11 protein-coding genes are annotated in these 20,075 nt (G+C 44.7%); 2 read left to right on the top strand and 9 right to left on the bottom strand.

The features are described 5' to 3' along the window. Window positions 1–18: 18 nt before the first annotated feature. Together MKZ13_RS16945 and MKZ13_RS16940 are read right to left on the bottom strand one after the other, a co-directional pair. Window positions 19–1,352 (bottom strand): IS3 family transposase gene (locus MKZ13_RS16945; protein ID WP_339176877.1). Its coding sequence is split into 2 segments (ribosomal slippage): window positions 19–950 and window positions 950–1,352, totalling 1,335 coding nucleotides; the frame shifts between segments, so codons are not numbered across the junction. 715 nt (window positions 1,353–2,067) lie between these two features. Continuing rightward, a complete protein-coding gene (locus MKZ13_RS16940; RefSeq protein ID WP_339176876.1) occupies window positions 2,068–2,478 on the bottom strand; it encodes a sigma-70 family RNA polymerase sigma factor in 411 nt (136 codons plus the stop codon). 661 nt (window positions 2,479–3,139) lie between these two features. Here MKZ13_RS16940 and MKZ13_RS16935 point away from each other — a divergent pair. Further along, the gene (locus MKZ13_RS16935) at window positions 3,140–4,348 is read left to right on the top strand and encodes a sugar efflux transporter (protein ID WP_339176875.1); all 1,209 of its coding nucleotides are present in this window, start codon (window positions 3,140–3,142) and stop codon (window positions 4,346–4,348) included. Window positions 4,349–4,497: 149 nt separating this feature from the next. Here MKZ13_RS16935 and MKZ13_RS16930 read toward each other — a convergent pair whose 3' ends face one another. Together MKZ13_RS16930 and MKZ13_RS16925 are read right to left on the bottom strand one after the other, a co-directional pair. Further along, complete coding sequence (locus MKZ13_RS16930) at window positions 4,498–7,314, bottom strand: S-layer homology domain-containing protein (RefSeq protein WP_339176873.1); 2,817 nt, start codon at window positions 7,312–7,314, stop codon at window positions 4,498–4,500. 26 nt (window positions 7,315–7,340) lie between these two features. After that, window positions 7,341–11,816: a DUF5695 domain-containing protein gene (locus tag MKZ13_RS16925; protein ID WP_339176872.1), complete on the bottom strand. Its 4,476-nt coding sequence runs from the start codon at window positions 11,814–11,816 to the stop codon at window positions 7,341–7,343. A 376-nt stretch (window positions 11,817–12,192) separates the two neighbouring features. On the opposite strand from MKZ13_RS16925, the gene MKZ13_RS16920 reads away from it, so the two are divergent. Beyond that, window positions 12,193–13,125: a helix-turn-helix transcriptional regulator gene (locus MKZ13_RS16920; RefSeq protein ID WP_339176870.1), complete on the top strand. Its 933-nt coding sequence runs from the start codon at window positions 12,193–12,195 to the stop codon at window positions 13,123–13,125. A 137-nt stretch (window positions 13,126–13,262) separates the two neighbouring features. On the opposite strand, the gene MKZ13_RS16915 is transcribed toward MKZ13_RS16920, so the two are convergent. The 5 genes from MKZ13_RS16915 to MKZ13_RS16895 form a co-directional block, all read right to left on the bottom strand. Beyond that, window positions 13,263–15,248 (bottom strand): beta-L-arabinofuranosidase domain-containing protein, encoded by a 1,986-nt coding sequence (locus MKZ13_RS16915; protein ID WP_339176869.1) that lies wholly within the window; start codon window positions 15,246–15,248, stop codon window positions 13,263–13,265. Window positions 15,249–15,864: 616 nt separating this feature from the next. Further along, window positions 15,865–16,848 (bottom strand): family 43 glycosylhydrolase, encoded by a 984-nt coding sequence (locus MKZ13_RS16910; protein ID WP_237175072.1) that lies wholly within the window; start codon window positions 16,846–16,848, stop codon window positions 15,865–15,867. A gap of 28 nt (window positions 16,849–16,876) precedes the next feature. Further along, entirely contained in the window at window positions 16,877–17,725 is an 849-nt protein-coding gene (locus MKZ13_RS16905) for a carbohydrate ABC transporter permease (RefSeq protein WP_221821456.1), read from the bottom strand. Window position 17,726: 1 nt separating this feature from the next. Then, entirely contained in the window at window positions 17,727–18,623 is an 897-nt protein-coding gene (locus MKZ13_RS16900; RefSeq protein ID WP_221821455.1) for a sugar ABC transporter permease, read from the bottom strand. Between the two features lie 84 nt (window positions 18,624–18,707). Beyond that, window positions 18,708–20,045, bottom strand: coding sequence for an extracellular solute-binding protein (locus tag MKZ13_RS16895; protein WP_237175749.1), 1,338 nt, complete (start codon window positions 20,043–20,045; stop codon window positions 18,708–18,710). Window positions 20,046–20,075: the final 30 nt, after the last annotated feature.

Raw genomic sequence — 20,075 nt, 5'->3', positions numbered from 1 at the left:
GGACATTTCTAAAAAAAACTATATGGCTTCAAGAAGATGATCTCTGTATTGTACAGGGGTCATCCTTTTTAGGTTCCACTGGTATCTATAGTGATTATAGTAGGTCATATAGGCTTTAACTTCACGTTTGACTTCGTCTAACGTGGCATAGCTCTTTAAGGAAGTTTCATCCTTAAAATGACCAAAAAACGACTCCTGCGGTGCGTTATCCCAACAATTTCCTCGTCTTGACATGGATTGTCCAAGCCCCATCCGTTTCACTTTCTTCTGAAAATCCGGATGAGTGTAATGCGTACCTTGATCGGAATGAATGAAGGCATTACGACTCTTCTTGAATTTGCGATTTTTCTGTAAGTGAAGCAACGTGTTTGTCGCCAGATCCATCGTCATTCGCTCCGACACATGATAAGCCAAAATTTCATTGGTGGAACTATCCTTAATGGTGGACAGATAGGCGCGTTTCCCTTGGCCGTAACTTAAGTATGTAATATCTGTTAGAAGTACTTTGCCCGGGATGCCTTGTTTGAAGTTGCGTTGTAACAGGTTAGGCATGGTTCGATGTTCATGGGTTGCCTTCATCATTCGTTTGTAGGGATTAGCTCGTCGATGAGGACATACAATGTCGTATTTTTTCATGATTCTTCGGATGCGCTTGAGATTCCAAATGATCTGAAATTGTCCTTGCAGCGTCATCTTAATGGAACGAGCGCCCTTGTTACGTTTCTTAAACTGGAAGGCTTGACGAATGTACACACCTATTTCCTCATCAACCTGTTCCTTCTTCGTGCGTCTGTGAATGGCTGAAGTGCTCCAGTATCGGTAATATCCGCTTTTGGAGACCCCAGCAGTCTCACACAGAACACTTACCATTCGCTGAAGATGGTATTTCTCAATCACGGTTCGGATTAACCTGTATCGAAGGCTAGGCGTTAGTTTTACTCGTGGTTCCACCCCCGTTCGGCCAGGCGAATCTTTTTTAAGAGTTCATTCTCTGCTTGGAGCAGGTGAATCTGCGCTTCGAGTTTCGCGTTCTTTTCTGCCAAGGTTAACTCTCGTTTTAGAGACTCTCCTGAATGTTTGCCTCGTGTATCTTGTAAGCCTATAGCCCCTTGCTCGTTGTAACTGGCTCTCCATCGGTCGGCTGCGGCTTTGACCCGAGTCATTCCAATGATCTGAACGTCAAATCCACAAGTCTCAAAGATCTCTCTAGGCAGCCTTTCTTGCTGATTTAATGTAATAAAGAGTTGTTTGAACTCGTCCGTATAAGTGATTCCCTTGGTCGAAACAGACTTCACATAGGGATTTGTAGCAAGTTGCACTACTTCGCCGGTTGTAAATGTTTTTTTACTCATTAATCGTTCTCCGTCCTTGTCTCGTACATGGTATATAACAAAAATACCCCATAGAGAGACTTTTTTAAAGTATCTACTCTATAGGGTACAGTTTAATGATTGCGGGTGGCCTTTTGCTGTAATCGAATATGAGGGTGTGCAGAAAAGGAGGAAAGCGCGTATTAGCTTGAAAAATTAGACGCGTTCATTGTGCCTCTTCTGACCACGAATAGGTCGTTCCTGCCGTTCTTAGGTAAACTTTTAGGATAGCGTCACCATACACACCTGTGGACGAAATGGAGAATCGCTCCGACGAATCGGTCTACACTGGAATTCTCCCCAGTTTCTTACCTTTTTGCGAATCTTGATAACTGACTTGCGACTGTAAAGCTTTCGCCCATTTCCGGTGAATTTCCTTCCTCGGCAAAAAACTGGAATTGTAGTTAGATATCCCATCTATAAGTCAACTTTTTGCCAAGTTTATCAAAAAGGAATCTTCGGGGATACCTATTTAGGTGGAGCATCCATGTTGGAGCCAAGCAAATCTTCTATTGTTACTATGGATTGTATTCAAGGGTAAGAAAGATTATTAATGTTGAACAAAAGTGCTCTCCGACTGAGATCGGCGAATGTTGCTTAGATAATCTGTACTCACTCTTTACTTTGTATTTGAGTTTGTTGTTTAGAACACTAACGAGATGTAATCATCTCTTCAGCTATTTTGACCAGATCCTCTTTACCTAGCGTCCCTCCATCCAATTCGATGGTAAGTAACGTAATTAGTTTCCTTATCCCTGGCATCGGGACTTTTATTCAGAATTCCAGCAATTTCAGCAAACGATTTTTCTTCAAAAACACGCAGAATCAATAGGTTCCGTTCAACTACATTTAGTTTCTCAAGCGCCCGGCTTAGTGGTTCGTTAAAGAGTTGGCTATCCAGCATTTCTGCAGGACTAATGGTAGATTGATCATGAGCCATTAATCTGAAATTCCATTTCTGTTGCATTTTTTTTCGACGGATTATGTTTATGTAGTGATGATAGGCCAATTTGTAGAGCCAGGCGGAGAAATAAACCTCAGGCTTAACGTAGTCCTGAATTTCGCCCGCTTGTACTCTTTTAATTCTGTATTCGGTTTCCTCATCCATGTTTCTTTAAGACACCTCCCAGGTATTCGCGATGAAGTTGATATATGCATAACAAACTAGGTAGTTCTAAAGGGACATTTTTTAGAAAAAGTTTCTAACAACAATATGGTAACTTAGGGAGTTCGCATCTGTGTATGTTATAAAACAAAATTAAAGCTGATTTGAGTACACCTGATTTGTTTTAAAACCTCATCTTTTTAAATCTATCGCCTGTCTTTAATTGCGTTAACTTTAACGCTCATCCCCCTATCTTGTAAAATGGATTTTTGGTGGCTTCAAGCATAGTTTACAGCAGAATGAGGCCTTGGATCATGCTCCACATGTACTGTCTTAGAAATGACTATGTATTTCCTTAATAACAACCTGTTGATAGTGAAAAGGGAACCTCCTTTTTCCGGGAACTGCCTTTAATTTACTGTATACTCACACGAGTCTATGGTAGGTTTAGGCAAGCATTTGGCACGAATGTTATATTGTTTGTGTTGTCATTTAGTACATAATAAAGATGTACGATTGATTCTATTCAGCCATGAATGTGAGCGTTTATTAGCTTCCCAAAGTGGATGTGAAGAATTCACCAGTAAAATGCAATTAGACGAGATAAAGCAAGGTCATGCATGGTGGTTACACAACAACAAATTCTGAGGAGTAATTTTACACTATGATCAATCGATTCATCAGCTTATTTTCCATTCCTTCGTATGCTTTACTCTTTATGTGTATGGCATTACAGGGAATGGGCATTTCACTCAGTACCCCCTTTTTATCTATTTATTTCACGGAACAGCTTGGCGTATCTATTGGAATGTTTGGTCTTTATCTAGCTGTTACACTAATTGCAGGAATATGGATCAGTACGCTAATCGGGAGACGTTCTGACCTCGGCTTGAATCGGAAGAGCGTTTATCTTTTCTCTACTCTCTCTAATGTCCTGGCCTTTAGTGGATACTTGTTCATTCAAGATTTTCCGATGTTGTTCATTTACATGACTGTGTTTACTGCCCTTGGTGCACTAGGGATGCCCCAGTTGTTCGCTATTTCTAGAGAAGCAGTGATAAAGAGTCATTTTACGGAGCGTGCGTTTGCTAATTCTACCTTGCGTTCTGCTTTCTCTCTCGGCTTTATTACAGGTCCTTTAATCGGCACTTTATTACTCACTGCTATTGGATTTAAGGGGATTTTTTTGGGAACGATCGGAGCTTTCCTGCTCGTAGCTCTGCTTGTTTTCCTGTTTCTCAAATCAAACACAGAAATGAAGAGCAGTAATGCTGAAGCGAATATAAAAAGTTTCCGACTGGCTCAAAACCGGGATATTCTAATTCCTTTTCTCATTATGATACTCATGTATACGGCTCATTGGATGAGCACCATAAACACGGCTCTCTTTATTACAAACAATCTTGGGGGAACGACAAGTCATGTCGGTTTAGTCAGCAGTATATGTGCTGCGCTGGAAATTCCCTTTATGATTGTACTCGGTCTACTTAGTGCAAAGTATAGTAACCGAATCTTGGTGTTTTGCGGGGCTATTTTTGGAGGAGCTTATTATTTCGTTATCCTTATCTCGAACGAGATGTGGCAAATGCTTGCAGCACAAATTTTGCTCGCTGTTTTTGTCGCCGTCATTTCTGCGATTGGAATTAGCTACATTCAGGACCTGCTACCTAGTATGCCGGGATATGCTTCCACACTCTATTCGAATTCATCCACAATCGGCAGGCTGATTGGTAGTCTTGTTGGTGGTGGAGTAGCCAGCATTGTGGGTTACCGATACTCATTTATCTTCTGCTTTATACTTATCATTGTTGCTGTAATTATGCTTGTGGTAAGTGGACGACAGCCTGTAGATGAACCGCAAATTTCAACCTGACTACGCCGATTCAATGGGATAATGTAGATTTTTAAGCTTTTCCAGGTATGGGGTAATTAACATTGGCAAGGCATCATGCTCGAAGCATTCCCTGAAAAAGAAACCGACCTTGTTCCTGCATAAAACAGGATCAAGGTCGGTTTCTTTAATTATAGCTGCAAGAAAATCTTACACAGAACCTGAGCAGCTTCTGCTCTGGTTGTCGTTCCAGCAGGACTCAAGGTGACATTGCTTCGCCCGTTTATGAAACCCATTTTAACCATTGCAGCCATGTCATCAACTGCGTACTTTGCTACATTTGCCGCATCTGTAAATCTCTTGAGATCCTCAGCTGTATGGGTCTGCTCGGTTTTGCCCACTGCCCGTAAAGCCCGCATGGTCAGCACAGCCAAATCTTGTCTAGCAATTTCCGTTTCCGGATAGAAGCTGCCGTTCGTGCCCAGGGCGATCCCGAGTGCTTTGGCGATTCCGATTTCCTCATAATAAAGGTCTGTTCGCTTCATATCACTGAAGGTGGTGTTTAACTCTGCTTTGAGATCCAGTGTCCTTACCAACCAGGCTAGATACTCACCTCTTGTGACCTTTTGGCCAGGACTAAAGCTTGTTGCTGATGTCCCGTCGATGAATCCTTTGGACGCCATTATTTCAACCGCTGGTGCGTACCACGAATCCTTGATGACATCATTGAAGAACTTCTTTGTATACACAACTGCATATTGACCTGTGTTTGACGCTGGAAAAACCATGGCTTGTAGAGCACTGTCGTATTTGCCATTCAGTAACTGAACAAATGTACTATTCGCAGCCACGTACGAAACTGTAAGGTATTTGGAATTGGCCAATTCTTCAACATCAGGAGCATAAGGCAGTCTGATTTCAGCCGGTGTATTCAAGGCTACCATTTCTTCTCCATCTAGTTGAACAGCGAATGCAATAACAGGTCTGCTGGCTGTTACGGATTTTACTTCTGAATGTAGCTTTGCCGTATCTAGCCAGCTCAGTGTCAGTTCCACACTTTTGGCACCTGATACATACTTCAGCAAATTAGAAGGTACGGTAACGGTTCCAAATTCCGTATTAATCTCGATCTTGATGTTGGCATGCTCTGCGGTTAGTGCAGCTGCAGGAAGCTCAACCGCATAGGAATGGGCTCCCTCTGCTTTCGGAATATCCACCATAATTGTTTTAATATTATTGCTATTCGACTTTACATGCTCCAGAGCCTTATTAAGGTCTTCCTGCCGGATGGGTGCTCCTTTAGCTTTACCGGTTTTGGTATCCGACTTTGGTGCCACAATCTTAATCCAATTCCCTTCGACTTTGATGTTTTCAGGAACCGGTGAAGGTGTGGTCACTGACACAGGTGCATCCGTTGACGGCGGTGTTTCCGTAGGCTTCGGATTGATGACTGGATTGCTGATAACGACAGTAAGGGATTGGCTCGCATAATGAGTTGCCGTCTCTTTATATCTTACCTCGTAAATTCCGTTGCCAAGACCTGTAACCTCTGTGCCTGTGATCGCATTCCAGCTGCCAGCGTCCACTCCTACTAGCCGATATTCCATTACAGGACTTACACCAGTGATCTTACCATCCTTGGCCCCAGCTGCACTGACATTTACAGCCTTGACCTCTGCACTGGACGGCGGACTTTGCTCCTGCTTGGTTCCGTCAGGCACAACGATCAGGATAGCAGGACTTGGATTGCTCATATCCGTCCCGGCGTACCGGAGCTCATAGCTGCCGGCCTCGAGGCCTTCAATGCGGGATCCACTAACCGGCATGTAACCACCTTGATCCGCCTTTCGGTACTCCATATCGACAGTCATATTTTCAATTCTGCCATCATTCCCGCCTGCCGCTGTAGGCGGTGTAATGACGAGTCCTTCCGCTGTTGGTGCCTCTCTGTCTGCCCTGGCTTCATTGCGAATGTCCACGGTTACCGGCGGACTTGCCTTAAGGATGTCTGTGGCTGCATACCGGATCTGATAGCTGCCAGGCTCCAGATCGTTGATACTTGAACCTGTAACAGGCGTGTAGTCCTCTTCGCCCAGCTTCCGGTATTCCATCGTATCATTCAAACCCTCAATTATGCCTTTTATGCCGGTATCCGAATTGGCGTGTGAGATTACCCACCCACTCTCATCGGGTGCAACCTGCTCCTGTGTCTGCGCTTCCGGAATAAAGACTTCCTTATCCAGGCTGGCGCTCAGCGAACCGGTCTTCATATACCGGACATAATATTTACCGGCGGTGAGACCTGTGACCTCAATTCCTGCAATTGCAATATATTCTTCTTCGCCTTCCTTCTTATACTCCATTTCTGTTGTCACACCAATCAGTTTGCCGTCATCTCCATCAGGAATGGACGGTGCCATACCGGCCGGTGTTACTGGAGCCTCACGATCAGGACTGGGTATGGCCTGGTGAACTTCCCATTCCCATAGGCCTACACCGTTATCGCCTGCCCGCGATTGTTTGGTCAGGGTAACCCGCAGTGCTTTTACATTCAGCACCGAGTCAAACGTGTACGGATTGGAGGATTCCACTGGAGTATGTTCAACCACTTTGATTCCCTCCGTAATCGTTCCCGCTGTTATCCATTCATCAGTTCCGCTATCCGCCGGGATGTAGGAATATACAATTTGGGTAGGCGGCTTGATTCCGCCGGCATCTGACCACAGCAACAGATTCGAACTCCGGATGGTGGCACCCTGCGGCCATTCATATTGCACCCACTCCTCTGCGCCCTCATGGCCCCAGGTTCCCCAATGCAAAATGTTATTGCCATCTTTCTTTCCGTCGTTTACTGCAGCCAAACTCTCCCAAGGAGAGGTATAGCTGGAAGAAGCATTTGCGAGGAAGGCCATATTGCCGCCTCTCGGACTGAGCAGACGCAAATCCATCAAAAGCTTCTCAAGCGCCAGGCTAACTTCTTCGTCTGTGGCATTCATATTCTTGATCACAGCAGATGCATCTGTCTTCGCCGCTTCTATTGGCGCAAGACAGATGCATCTGCAAGGTTCGAAGAATTTAATGTATTTACATAGTTATAGACCTTGATCAGTTCTGACTTATCTACCGCTCCGGTATAGCCGTATACCTTCCATTCCAGAATACCGCTGCCATTAACGAAAGGCTTCATGTCCATACGAACACCTGTAATATATGCGGGCTCAAAGGTAGTCGTATTGTATTTATTAAGTTCATTTCCCAATCCCTTTATGTCCCGCGGGGTGTACCATTTCCCATCTTCGCCGCGAAGCATAAGTTGTATATCCTTTGGACGAAAGTTCCCGCCGTTGTCTTGAAATACATATACATCCATGGATGAGGCCAGGAATGGCTGATCCCATTCATACGTCACCCATGCTGGATCTCCTTCTCTACCCCAGTTATGCCATGCACTGTTGGGGGCACCACGGTTCGGCGAGAAATCTGCCGAGCTTTTAGGTTCAATGCCGTTATTCATCGCTTCCGGATATCCGTCGCCACCAGAGAAGCTAGCGGAAGCCTTGGCTGTCAGCGCCGCATTTTGAAGCTCAGTATTCACGACATGTACGGTAGCCCAAACCTCCAAGGCACTGCCATTGACCGTTCCTCTGGCTTCAAATTGGCCTACACTAGCATAGCCGCTTGGATCTATAGCATCCCAAGTGATTTCCTGCTCTAAATACCCTTCCTCTGACAGAATATAGATTTGTCTAGGAAGTTCTGGTTCAATATCCTTCTTGGTGACAACGCTGAGTGCCCGGTAAACGTCAACGGTATCTTCCTTAATCTCTATCGTTATATCCTTGCTGGCCTTCTTGTCTCCGTCTGTCGCACTGAAGGTAAACACGTAGGTGCCTGCCATGCTTACACGCGCATAGGCTGCTGTTTTGTCACCATCCACAAATGAAATGTCCGCTGAACCTTGAGGCTTTTGCTTGACGGCCCAAGTGTACTTCAACTGGGGTTCTTCTGCCTCGCTATGCACAGGGTCAGGAATGGCCTCCCCGGACAATACCACGATACTGTTATTTGCAACATCCTGAACCGCAGTTACGTGGCCAATTGCTGGAGGCTGTTTATCCGGCGGTGAAGCCAGTTCGAAGATGACCTGGCTGGAGCCAGTCAGTTGTCCATCACTTGCGCTAAGCTTAACCGTATATGAGCCTGCTTTGGTACCCGTAGCCTGTGTAATGCTTGCTTTCGGATGAGTAAAGGTTAGCTTGGCGCCTTCTGGGGCACTGACCACTTCCCATTGGTAAGACAGAGTTCCTTCCGGCGCGCCGTCATCGGTTACAATCCCATTCAGCATAAATGGAATCAACGCCTGTGGATGTTGTGTCGCCAGCTCTACAGTAATTTGCGGAGCTTCATTTTCACCGCCGGCTGACTTTTCAATGATCAATTCAGCACGCTGCACGCTACCCATCTGAAACATGGCAACGCCTTCATTGTTCTGAACATAGAACTGTCCGGCAGCTGCACCATTCAGCTTCATGGTATAGTAGCCATTCTCGATCCCCACTCCATCGAACAAAATCCGTGAAGTATGCTCTTTCCCTGATGGATTCAGGAGCTGGAGAGTAAAACCCTTACCATCTTTTTGAATTTGCGCGCTTTCTACTTTATCGCTTTCCAGCTCCAAATAGATTTTCTCATCGATCAGATTGATCCGTTTGCCGAAACCGTCTTTCGGCGTAATATTGTAGCTATCTCCTTCGACAGTTACCAGCGCTCCATAACCGAACAGCCCGAATATCGGATCTGTAACAATATCGGAGCTGATACTGAGAAGGGAACCATAGAGGCCTTCTTCTGATTCGCCCGAAAAATCATTCCAGCCGTTACTCATGAGGCGTGAGCCGCCATCGTATACGTCCTTCGTACCTGTGCCTCCTTTATACATCGAATATCTCCAAGAGGTACCGCCAACTGAATTAGCCGAAATCTGTCCCATATTGACGGCATTGAAATTCGAAATCTTAGCGGCATAATTGCGCTGCTGTGCAATGGCCTTCTGCTCCACCGATCTGCCATCATTCTCATACCTTAGCCAGTCATCCATAATGTAACCTGCTAAAGACGCAGTATATTGGAAATTCCACCAGCCTTCACCGCCGCGGAAAACGGGCACGGAATAATGGAACCAGGTAGGCTGAATCCCGCGCATAGCACGTGTTTTCCAATCGGCCATTTCCATACTTTTCTCAGCTGCACCTGTAAGCGCGTCTGCTGGATAGTACGTGCGCAGAGCCTTCGCTGCTGCATAAGCCCCTTCTTCGCCAGTATTGTCATATTCAAATTCCGATCCGTAAGGATAAGTGGCTCTGGTCATATTCCGTCCCTTGTCGAGGGCGAACTTCTTCTGCAGATTGGTTGACTCGTTCTGCATCCCCTCTTCCTTCAGTGCTTCAATCATATCCGGGATTTGCTGCTCGCCATAGAATCCGATGGCCCCGGTGGAAACGCGCTTATAGTAGATGTTATAAGCTTTCTCCAGATAAAACTGAGGCGATTCCCGGTACTCGATCAAATTAGGATAAGCCTTCTGAATCCGGTACATGTTGAAAAATCCGGTAGCTTCCATGATTTCGGAGAAGGTACGTGTATAAGGCTTATCTTTGTCGGTATACGCTCCAGAATCTTTCAGCCAGTTCGCAACGATGTAGCTATCCTGAGTATTCTTCATGTATCGTTCCCACATGAAGTCGATCAGGAATGTCTCGATAGAGCGAATTTCATCGGGATTGGGAGCCAGATAGTTCTTCATCGTCATGAAGTTGATGTTGTCATGGCTCCAGTCATCTCCCCAATGGCTTGTATTTAGATCGATGCCGCTTGTAAGATACCAGTCGAAATAGTTACCATAAGTTGGACTTTCCGGATTCTTATCCTGTGTTTGCTGGACCATGAATTCGGAATGGGCATCCGAGATTGCATCCAGCTCGGCTAGAACATTGAATTCAAATTGAGTGAATTTATCCACCCATTCGTTGCCGTCCTTCAGCTTATATTCGATACGCACACTGTTGTTGCCGATCGAATCAAACTGAAGTGAATAAATATGATGCTGTTCACCATTTACGATCTTGGTCTCCACAAACTCAACCGACTCGTTGTAGCCGGGGTTCCCGTCAGGCAGTCCACGTTCGGCCCGCGAGTTATCAACCATTTCCTTTCTGCTCTTCCCAGGCTTGATATCCGGAATATGCGCTTCGTCAAACGGATCATTCTCTGCCACATTTTGAATATCGATGGATTGTACATCAACGATACTGTCGTCATAGTGCAGGTCTATCTTGACAGGCATATCGATCGCTGTCTGGAAGCCCGGCACCGCTACGGCATCAATCATACCTGATTTATATAGGATGGACCGGAGATTGGCTTCACGGTCTTCCATCGAGGTCGAACTATTATTTGGGCTTTGGGCGCTTTCCTGCGGCGTATTGTCGCCTCCACGGACTGCGGAGAATTTGAACTTATACGTCTTGGACTCATCCGGTCCTAGGACGAGGCTGGAAGCATCAGTAAAGTACCCGCGTCCCGTTTTTTGGATTTCTTTGGAGTGAATATAAAGCACGTTCAGCCCCGGATACCAGCCGCCACTGTCTCCTGTCCAGTTCTTAAAGGTGTCTGCAGCACGTCGCTCTCCTGCTTCATGCATCCAATAATCCACATACTCGATTCGAGCGCCGCTTTCCGGCACCGGAGTGAAGAGCATAAAGTTTCCCTCACCACTGGTGCGGATGGCATAAGAATATCCACTGTCAGCACCTGCAAAATTATGCACTGTCACACGGTCATCATAGGTATCGGATAAGGTCTGATATTTGTTATTCCAAGGCATTGGCAAGCCGATATCTCCGAATTCGATATACTGATTGCTCTTGTTCTTCACCGTAATTTCCCAAAGCAGTGAACCGTCATTGGTCTCCATATCAAAAACGGATTTCACATCGAAGCCCTTCATTACCCGCTGGCCCGTAGAGTCTAGGTTCTGTCCAATAAAGTTGACTTCTACCTTCTTGCCGTCTGCTGATGCGGTCTTGTTCATATAGGGGTTATCCGGATTAATGGTCGAATATTGTGTAGATCCCCCGGCAGCCAATGTTTTATTGGCATCAACTTCTACAAAGCCGTCCCTGTTATCAGGGAATTGTCCATTGGCACCCGTACGGTAAGAGAAGATCATTTCTCCCATCCATTGGTGCTGAGTACCATTCTGCGGCGATGTAGTGTTAGGCAGGACGAAATTGATTGGCTTCCCCTGTTTATTGGTAGGATTGTTGTTGATATAAAGCTCCTCAATCTGACCTAAGTCGCCAACTTTGGCGGACAGGCTGGCATTGGAGATACCGGTCTTTACTGCAGCCGTCGCGGCCGCAGGCAAAGCGCTAACCTGCAGCGGCAGACTTGAAAATGCCAGGAGCAGCGCGATCATGAGCGGCTTCCACTTCTTCGAAATCATTGTCATTATAACCTCCTGTATATATGTGATCATATCCATTAGGGGTTTAATTCTCTTAAACCGGTAAGTATAGTTTCTTCTACGAAATACCTTTGACCGATCCATCGAAAATGACGTTCATTCTTTCGTCTAAAGTAGAATCTCTAAGTCGATTGTTAAGATAATCGAATCCTATAACCGTTACTCCACTTACGTGGAGCCTATATCGTGTAGCCATACAGGGGCAGGATAATAATTTCCATTGGAATCATCATCACAACCAGCACGAGAGTGAAGATAAGGTTCTAAACCTGAATCCGTTGAAGGTTAAAACTGAATTTCGTAAGCGCTTTATTTTCTATGTTACTTGCTGTATCATAAAAAATAAATTCTCGATGCCAACATGAATTTTAAATATTTCAACCTGTTCGGAGGTGCCGGATTGGACTCGCCCATCCTTCATTTCATTACCCCGCCCATTCCCTATTTTATTGATTGCGGACGTGCTTGTTACGAAGCCGGTGAATATCACATTAGCCGCAGTGACATCGGTGTCTTTGATCTAATTGTTGTTACACGCGGTTCGCTCGCCATTAGCGAGAACGGGACAGAATGGCTTCTGAACCAGGGAGAAGCACTGATCCTTAAGCCGGATGGACATCATTACGGCAGCGCAACCTGTAAGGCGGAAACGGAAATGATCTGGATTCATTTTCAAACCTTTGGCAGCTGGAGAGAGTCTGCCAACATGGACGAATGTCTCGCCAATCAAGCCGAACTAATCGAGACACATAAGGTGAGCGCATATCTGAACCACTGTGATGTCTGTTCCATCTTCATTCCCAAACATTTGCACATTGCAATCAAAGATATGGAACTGCTGGAGCATTTCTCTCAGCTTGATCAGGAGCCTCAGTCCCTGCGCAATTGGAAACGACAGGCGACCTTCCAGCAATTTATGCAGCATCTGGATCTTGGGCTGTCTTCACTGTTAGACGTTGCCGCAATCCGGATTGCCGAGAAAGTTGAACTCTACATCCGCCACAATTACCCGCTACCGATCTCCAATCCGATGCTGCAAAAGGAACTTAACTACCATCCAAACTATCTCGCACGCAGCATGCTGAAAGTGTATGGCATGACACCCATGGAATATCTGCTGCATTACAGAATCGAACAGGCCAAAAAGCTGCTGCTGCAAACCGCCTGGTCCGTTGCTCGCATCGCCGAAGAGATCGGCTTTAATCATGTATCCTACTTCTCTTCCTGTTTCTCGAAAAAAGAGGGCATCTCTCCTTCCAACTTCCGCAGCAAGTTTACCAACTCAGATAAATAAACTGACTCAATCAGAACTGATGCCGTGAAAAAAGTGTCCGCTCATCAAAGATCGCGTTATCCTACAGCGCGTATTGTGGGTCTATCGGGCGCTTTCCTTTTGCATACCTTTTTACAGCAGCACGAGTAGACTTCTTCTTATTCGCTTTCGCGAATCCAAACGCTCATTTCTCCTTCATCCCGATTGGCCCAAGTGAAGTAAGGAATGAACCGAAGCTCGGCAGGCTGTATATCCCAGTGAACATCACTGCGATACAGATGTATTCCCCAGTCTTCTTGGGATACGATTCTCTGCCCAATGGTTGTAAGATCCGGAACCCCCAGAGGCATCTGTTCCCCGCTACCGATATGAAACTCGGCATCCCGGGGCAGCTGAATGCGATGCAATCCGCGGCCATTGTCGACTTCTTCGAGACAGTACATAAACGGTCCCCGCTGGATGGCTACTTTTCCGAAAGCGGTTTTGATGTGATCATGCCCTTTCATCCGCAGCAACTCCATAGGGAAGTGAAGTTTAATCTCATCACCGGCTTTCCACGAACGGTTCACTTTTATGTAACCGTATTCAAAAGTAAAACCATCCTGTTCGCTCTTCTCCCCATTAATCCACAGCTCGGGAATCTTGCACCAGTCCGGCTTTCTCAGAGCTATCGTAAACTGCATTCCCTCTGGGGAATCAGGCCGAACGATCAGCTTCACATCTCCAGTGGAGGTATAGTCAGAGTCCATGGTTAGGGCTGCTCTCCTACCCTCAAGTGTGAATTCCCCTTCCCCTCCGATGTACAATTGTACATACAACGCAGCCTGTTCCACAGCCGGGGTATATACATATTGATCCAATGAGGCAATTAATCGCGCAATGTTCGGCGGACAGCAAGCACAACCAAACCACCCTTGCCGGCGTGTTCGCACGTGGGCATAATTAGGATTTACACGTTGCATCTTCGGATCGACTTCAAGCGGATTCACATAGAAGAAACGTTGACCATCCAGAGACATTCCACTAATCACCGTGTTGTACAGGGCTCGCTCCATAACGTCTGCGTACCGGCTATCCTGCTCCATCTGCAGCATGCGCTTCGCCCAAAAGATCAGGCCAATTGAAGCACAGGTCTCTGCGTAGGCGGTATCTCCAGGCAGATCATAATCGCCTGTAAATGCTTCTTCTTTGGCTGATGAACCAATGCTTCCCGTAATGTACATTCGCTTGCTTACGATGTTGCTCCACAACCGTTCACAGGCTTCTTTCAGCGATGTATCCTCCGTTTTTGCAGCTACATCTGCCATAGCCGCGCACATGTAAACCAGTCGAACCGAATGGCCTTCTGCTGTCGACTGCTCCCTAATAGGCAGATGGGACTGCGAGTACGTGTGTCGGTGAACCATATCCAACTCGCCAAAATGTATGGTACGGCCTCTTTGCTCCCATTCCTCTACAAAAAAATGCGGACTCGCTCCCCGCTGATCCAGAAAATAACGGCTCAGTTCCAGATATTTCTCTTCTTTTGTCGTCTCATACAATTTGAATAGTGCAAGTTCAATCTCTTGATGTCCATCATAACCTGGCAATTGTCCCGGCTCTGTACCAAATACGGTGCCTATATGATCCGCCAGGCGAATAACCACATCCAGCAGCGTGCGCTTGCCCGTGGCATGATAGTACGCCACACCAGCCTCAATCATATGTCCTGCGCAATAAAGTTCATGACACTCGGCGAGGTTCGTCCAGCGCGCCCCAGGTTCACGCAGGGTGAAGTACGTGTTCAAATAACCATCGGCTTGCTGTGCCCGAGCTATGGTCTCAATAACAGAATCCACGAGGACTTCAAGTTCCGGGTCGGGCTTCGCGGAGAGCAGGTACGAAGCTGCTTCAATCCATTTCGCAACATCGCTATCCTGAAAAACCATGCCATAATGAACGCCCTCTTCATCCCCTGCAGCAATGCGGAAATTCCGTATGGCCCGGCTTGGTTCAGCTCCTTCGATACGGTCATTGAGCGCTTCCCATTGATAAGGAACAACTACGTTGCGGACCAGTTCAATATAATGCGACCAGAATGGATCATTGATTTTATGGCTATAACCTGATGTCTGTGGATGGTGCGTGACGTCTGGCTTTGTCATGGGAACCTCTCCTTGTTCTTTTTTGATAACCTTATTTTACAAATCATTACATCAGGCTGAAATCATCATTTCCAACTGAAATTTATATAATTACAACCTTGTACATATGCTAACCTTGTAACAAATCAGAAACTTACCTCTTACAGTTCGTCTTGCTGTAAGTGACTCAAAGCCCGTTTTTGTATCTTATCGAGTTGTTTGTCCCATAAGAAATTTGAAAACTGTGCAAAATTTATGCTGCCTGTTAAGATTTAAATTACATCTTTATTCTTTAGATGTACTTCTTAACGGTAATCGGACAATGTTCTTGTCCATTCCGGCAATCGATAGAAGCTCTTGTCCTTGGCATGGACTAAAAATCGTACCGATAACATAAAAAAAGCCGCCGATCCTATTGATCAGCGACTGTTTTTGTTTTTTTGATATGATTTTCCGGGATAACTGGAGCGGCAAGTTTTAAGGCAACTTTCCACTACTTGTATTACGGTTCGACGTATTATCTGTTGAGCGAAGTCGAAGACACCCAGTAGGGTGCCTTCGATGTTCTAACTGTCTCTCTTTGGCAAGTTGGATAAACGAACTCAAATCCATCAACCAACCTTGTTGGGACACTCGTTCACTGTACAGAACGTGCAAGTGCTGCAACAGAGCCGCGGAAATCGGGTTTGCCGTCAGCCGTCCACAAAAGCTCCGTCACAAATGTATGGCGATTCGGATCGTACAGCGGATCTCCTATAATGTTCTTGTACGTTCTTGCGTGGAACACAAATAGCGTCTCTTCGCCGTCCTCTGACACCGTGAAGGAATTATGACCGGGACCATACATTGAGATACTCTCATCTGTGGAGAAAACCGCTGCTTGAGACTTGCGCCATGAGTTGGCATCGAGCAAATCAGCATCCGCATCGGCTTCAAGTAAGCCCATGCAATAATTGAAATCCGTGGCGCTAGCCGAGTAAGAGAGGAATACCCGATTACCTTTGCGAATAAATGCCGCGCCTTCGTTCACTTTATAACCAATGATTTCCCAGTCATATTCCGGCATCGAAATCATCGTTTGCGGCCCAGTCAACGTCCACGGATTGCTCATTTTAGATATATACAGATTAGAGTTACCTTCAATATTCGGATCCTTTTGTGCCCATACGTAATAACGGCTGCCATTATGCTCAAAGGTAGTGGCATCGAGGGCGAAGCTTTCCCACTCGGTACGAACCTGCCCTCTTTCCGTCCAAATGCCTTCGAGCGGATTGGCATTTTCATTCTCTAGCACGTACATCCGATGGTCGAACAAGCCTTCATTCGTTTCCGTCGTGTGTGCGGCAGCGAAATACACGTACCATTTGTCATCAATAAAATGCAGTTCTGGTGCCCAAATATTAGCACTAAGGATACCAGTCTCGCGCTTTCTCCAGATCACTACAGGAGTTGATGTAACAAGCCCTTCAAGGTTCTGGGCTCTACGGATTTCAATCCGATCATACTCCGGAACGGATGCTACGAAGTAATAATAACCGTCCGAATGTCGGTAAATAAAAGGATCAGCTCTTTGCTCAATCAATGGTTGAATGTCATGTAACGCTCGTTGTTGGATTTCCATCTTATCACCTGTTTCATCATAATATACACTACCCTTTGACAGCGCCTGCAGTCATACCATCTATGAAATATTTCTGAAAAGCAATGAACAGTATAAAAATTGGAATGATGGAGAAGAACGAGCCTACGATCAATAGATCATAGTTATTGCCATAAGGAGTTAACAACGTTTTCAAACCGATTGGAAGTGTATATTTACTCTGATCTCCGAGAACCATGAATGGCCACAATAGATTATTCCAGCTATTCATACCATTCAGAATGGCCATTGCTGCAAAGGATGGCTTCATAATCGGAATAATTAGTCTAAAATAAATCGCATACTCGTTTGCGCCATCAACCCGCCCAGATTGAATAATTTCTTTGGGTATGCTTCGTAGATATTGCCTGAAGAAAAATATTGTCGCGGCATTGGCTATACCGGGCAGAATGATTGCCGAATAGCTATTCACCATTCCCAAATCATTAATTAGGCTGTACAAGGGAACCAGCAGTATTTCGAAAGGCACCATCATAATGAGCAAAACACATATAAAGAGGAAGTTCTTACCTTTAAAATGATATGCTGCAAAACCATATGCAACAAATGCGCTTACAAAAAGCGTTAAAACCACTTGAACGATTGTTAAAATCATACTGTTCCAAAACCACACAAAATAATCATGTTGTCCAGTAAACAGATAGATGAAATTATCAAAACTCATGATTTCAAAATCCAAACTTAGGTTAAGACCATATCTAACTAATGATTCACCTGGTTTAAAGGAAGATAGGGCCACTGCGTAGAATGGGATCATAATTATAACGAATAGTATAATGAATAAACAAATAATTACTATTCTAGAGATGAAATCACTCCTCGTCTGACTTCTGCCCACTTTAATCCTCCTCCTTTTTGAACATTCCACTAAATTTCAACTGCGTTAAATTGATAACCATAGCAATGACTAACAGAATGATACCAACTGCAGCTGCGTAACCCAGCTTATTCTGCTCAATCCCTTGTCTATACAGGTATCCAACAATGGTTAAGCCAATATTTTTGGGTGAATTGTTACCGTTAAACATCATCAGGCTCTCGGTAAACATGGCTAAACCTGCATAAACACTAATTGTCGTAACATATACCGTGGTCGGCTTCAATAATGGCATTGTGATCGTTCTAAACTTCTGCCAAGCAGATGCCCCGTCAATTGAAGCAGCCTCATAATATTCATTGTCAATGCTTTTCAAACCGGATAGATAGTAAAGCATATTAACACCTGTCCATCTCCAACATGCGAGGATTAATAGTGCTGCCATACTCCAATTTCCGTCTTTCAAAAATTTAATAGGCTCTATACCAAATAGACCCAGGAAACTATTCATTAATGAACCTTCCATTTCACCGAATGTAAGCCGGAAAATGGTACCCGCAACTGCGACAGAAGTCAATGCAGGGAGAAAGAACGAAGATTTAAAAAACTCTCTTCCCTTCATTAACTTACTGTTTATCATAACGGCGAATAACATAGGAAAAGGAATTAACAGCACTAAGGTTCCTAACATGTACACAACGCTATTTTTAATAGATGTCAAAAACACTTTATCAGTAAGTAATTTCGAATAATTCGCTTCACCAATCCATTTAGGATCCTGTCCTAACATTCTATCTTGAAAGCTCATTACGAATGAATTTACAAGTGGAAAAAACCAGAATATCAAAAATATAAGTATAAATGGCAATACAAAAACATACGGCGCAACTTTTTGAGAGTATACAAATTTCTTTATCATATTCTCAATCTCCCTTGACTAAGGTTAAACCTGCCGACTACTATACCTGCCGACAGGTCTAATCAAATCATTTACTTATTATATTTATTTCAATTCTTGTTCAATTGCTGCTTGTGCTTCATCCAAAGCTTCCTTCACGTCTTGGCCATCTTCAAAGATAGCATTCAAAGTTACCGTATTGAATATATTGCCGATGGTTGGTGAGGCTTTAACGGACTTAATCGCTCTAATTTCGTCCTTGATTTCATTCAAAGTATCAAATGCATTTGTTTTAAAGTATTGGACGTATTCATTATCAGGGTTTTTTGTAACTGCATCATCTTTCCATACTTCCATGTTAATTGGGTCAAATCCAAGTGTATTCCAGATTTCAGTAGTAGCTTCTTTCGAAAGCTTAGCAAAGGCTACAAATTCTTTTGCCAACTGAACGTCTTTACCATTCTTAGTAACAACTGTGCCAGTACCGCCTAAGCCAACGGAACGAGGATTACCTTCTTCAAATACAGGCAATGGAGCTATTGCATACTTACCTTTAAGGTCTTTCATTTCGTTTACAAAGCGGGACATGTACCATTCAGGCATCAATGCACTTGCGTAGTTGCCTTTGTTGTATTCGCCTTTTGCTTCTTCTGTGTCGGGTTGTCCGCCAGGGATCGTATGAATAACATTGTTCTTCTGCAGATCGACTAACATTTCATACGCTTTAATCATTTCAGGTGAGTTCACTTTTGGATTACCATTTTCATCTGTAAAATCAGCGTTTTGCTGAGCTAGTAGCAGCGATGCTTGCCATGTAGCTGATGTATCAGCAGTACCTAAGTACTTGCCAGTCTTTTCATAAACCTTGATACCTGCTTGTTTGTAATCTTCCCACGTTTTGATTGTCTTGTAGTCAACACCTGCTTGCTCGAGAATTTCAGTATTGTAGAAAGCAAGCGTCGCACCTACGTGATAATCGAATCCATAAACCTGTTCGGCTTTGGAATAAATCTCGACACGTGAAGGAACAACAACGTCTTTGTATGGTGCAAATACATCATTCAAAGATTCCAGTGGAACGTTGTCACCTTCCAAGAATTTAGGAAATTTACCAAGCTCAATATCCGCGATATCAGGAGCACCTTTTCCGCTTGTAACTGCCAATAAGAGCTTGTTGTGCATATCATCGTAAGGCATAACCGTTACATTCAACTTAATCTGTTTGTCTGGGTTCTGTTGGTTCCATAACCCCAGCATTTTATCCAAATGCTTGCCGTGCAAATCTACGAATGTCCAAAATGATAATTCTGTTGCATTCTCACCGGCATTAGCGCCTAATTGCTGCGTTTCCGTTTTTGAACCGGAAGGATTACCACATGCAGTAAAAACAAGTGACATAATAAGGAGTGTAACGATGGAGATTAAAGCACTGCGTTTTTTCATTTGTTCGTCATCCTCTCTTTTTTTGTTATG

The sequence above is a fragment of the Paenibacillus sp. FSL R5-0701 genome, from assembly GCF_037973995.1.
Lineage (GTDB): Bacteria > Bacillota > Bacilli > Paenibacillales > Paenibacillaceae > Paenibacillus.
This window is presented reverse-complemented; position numbering and strand designations above follow the sequence as displayed.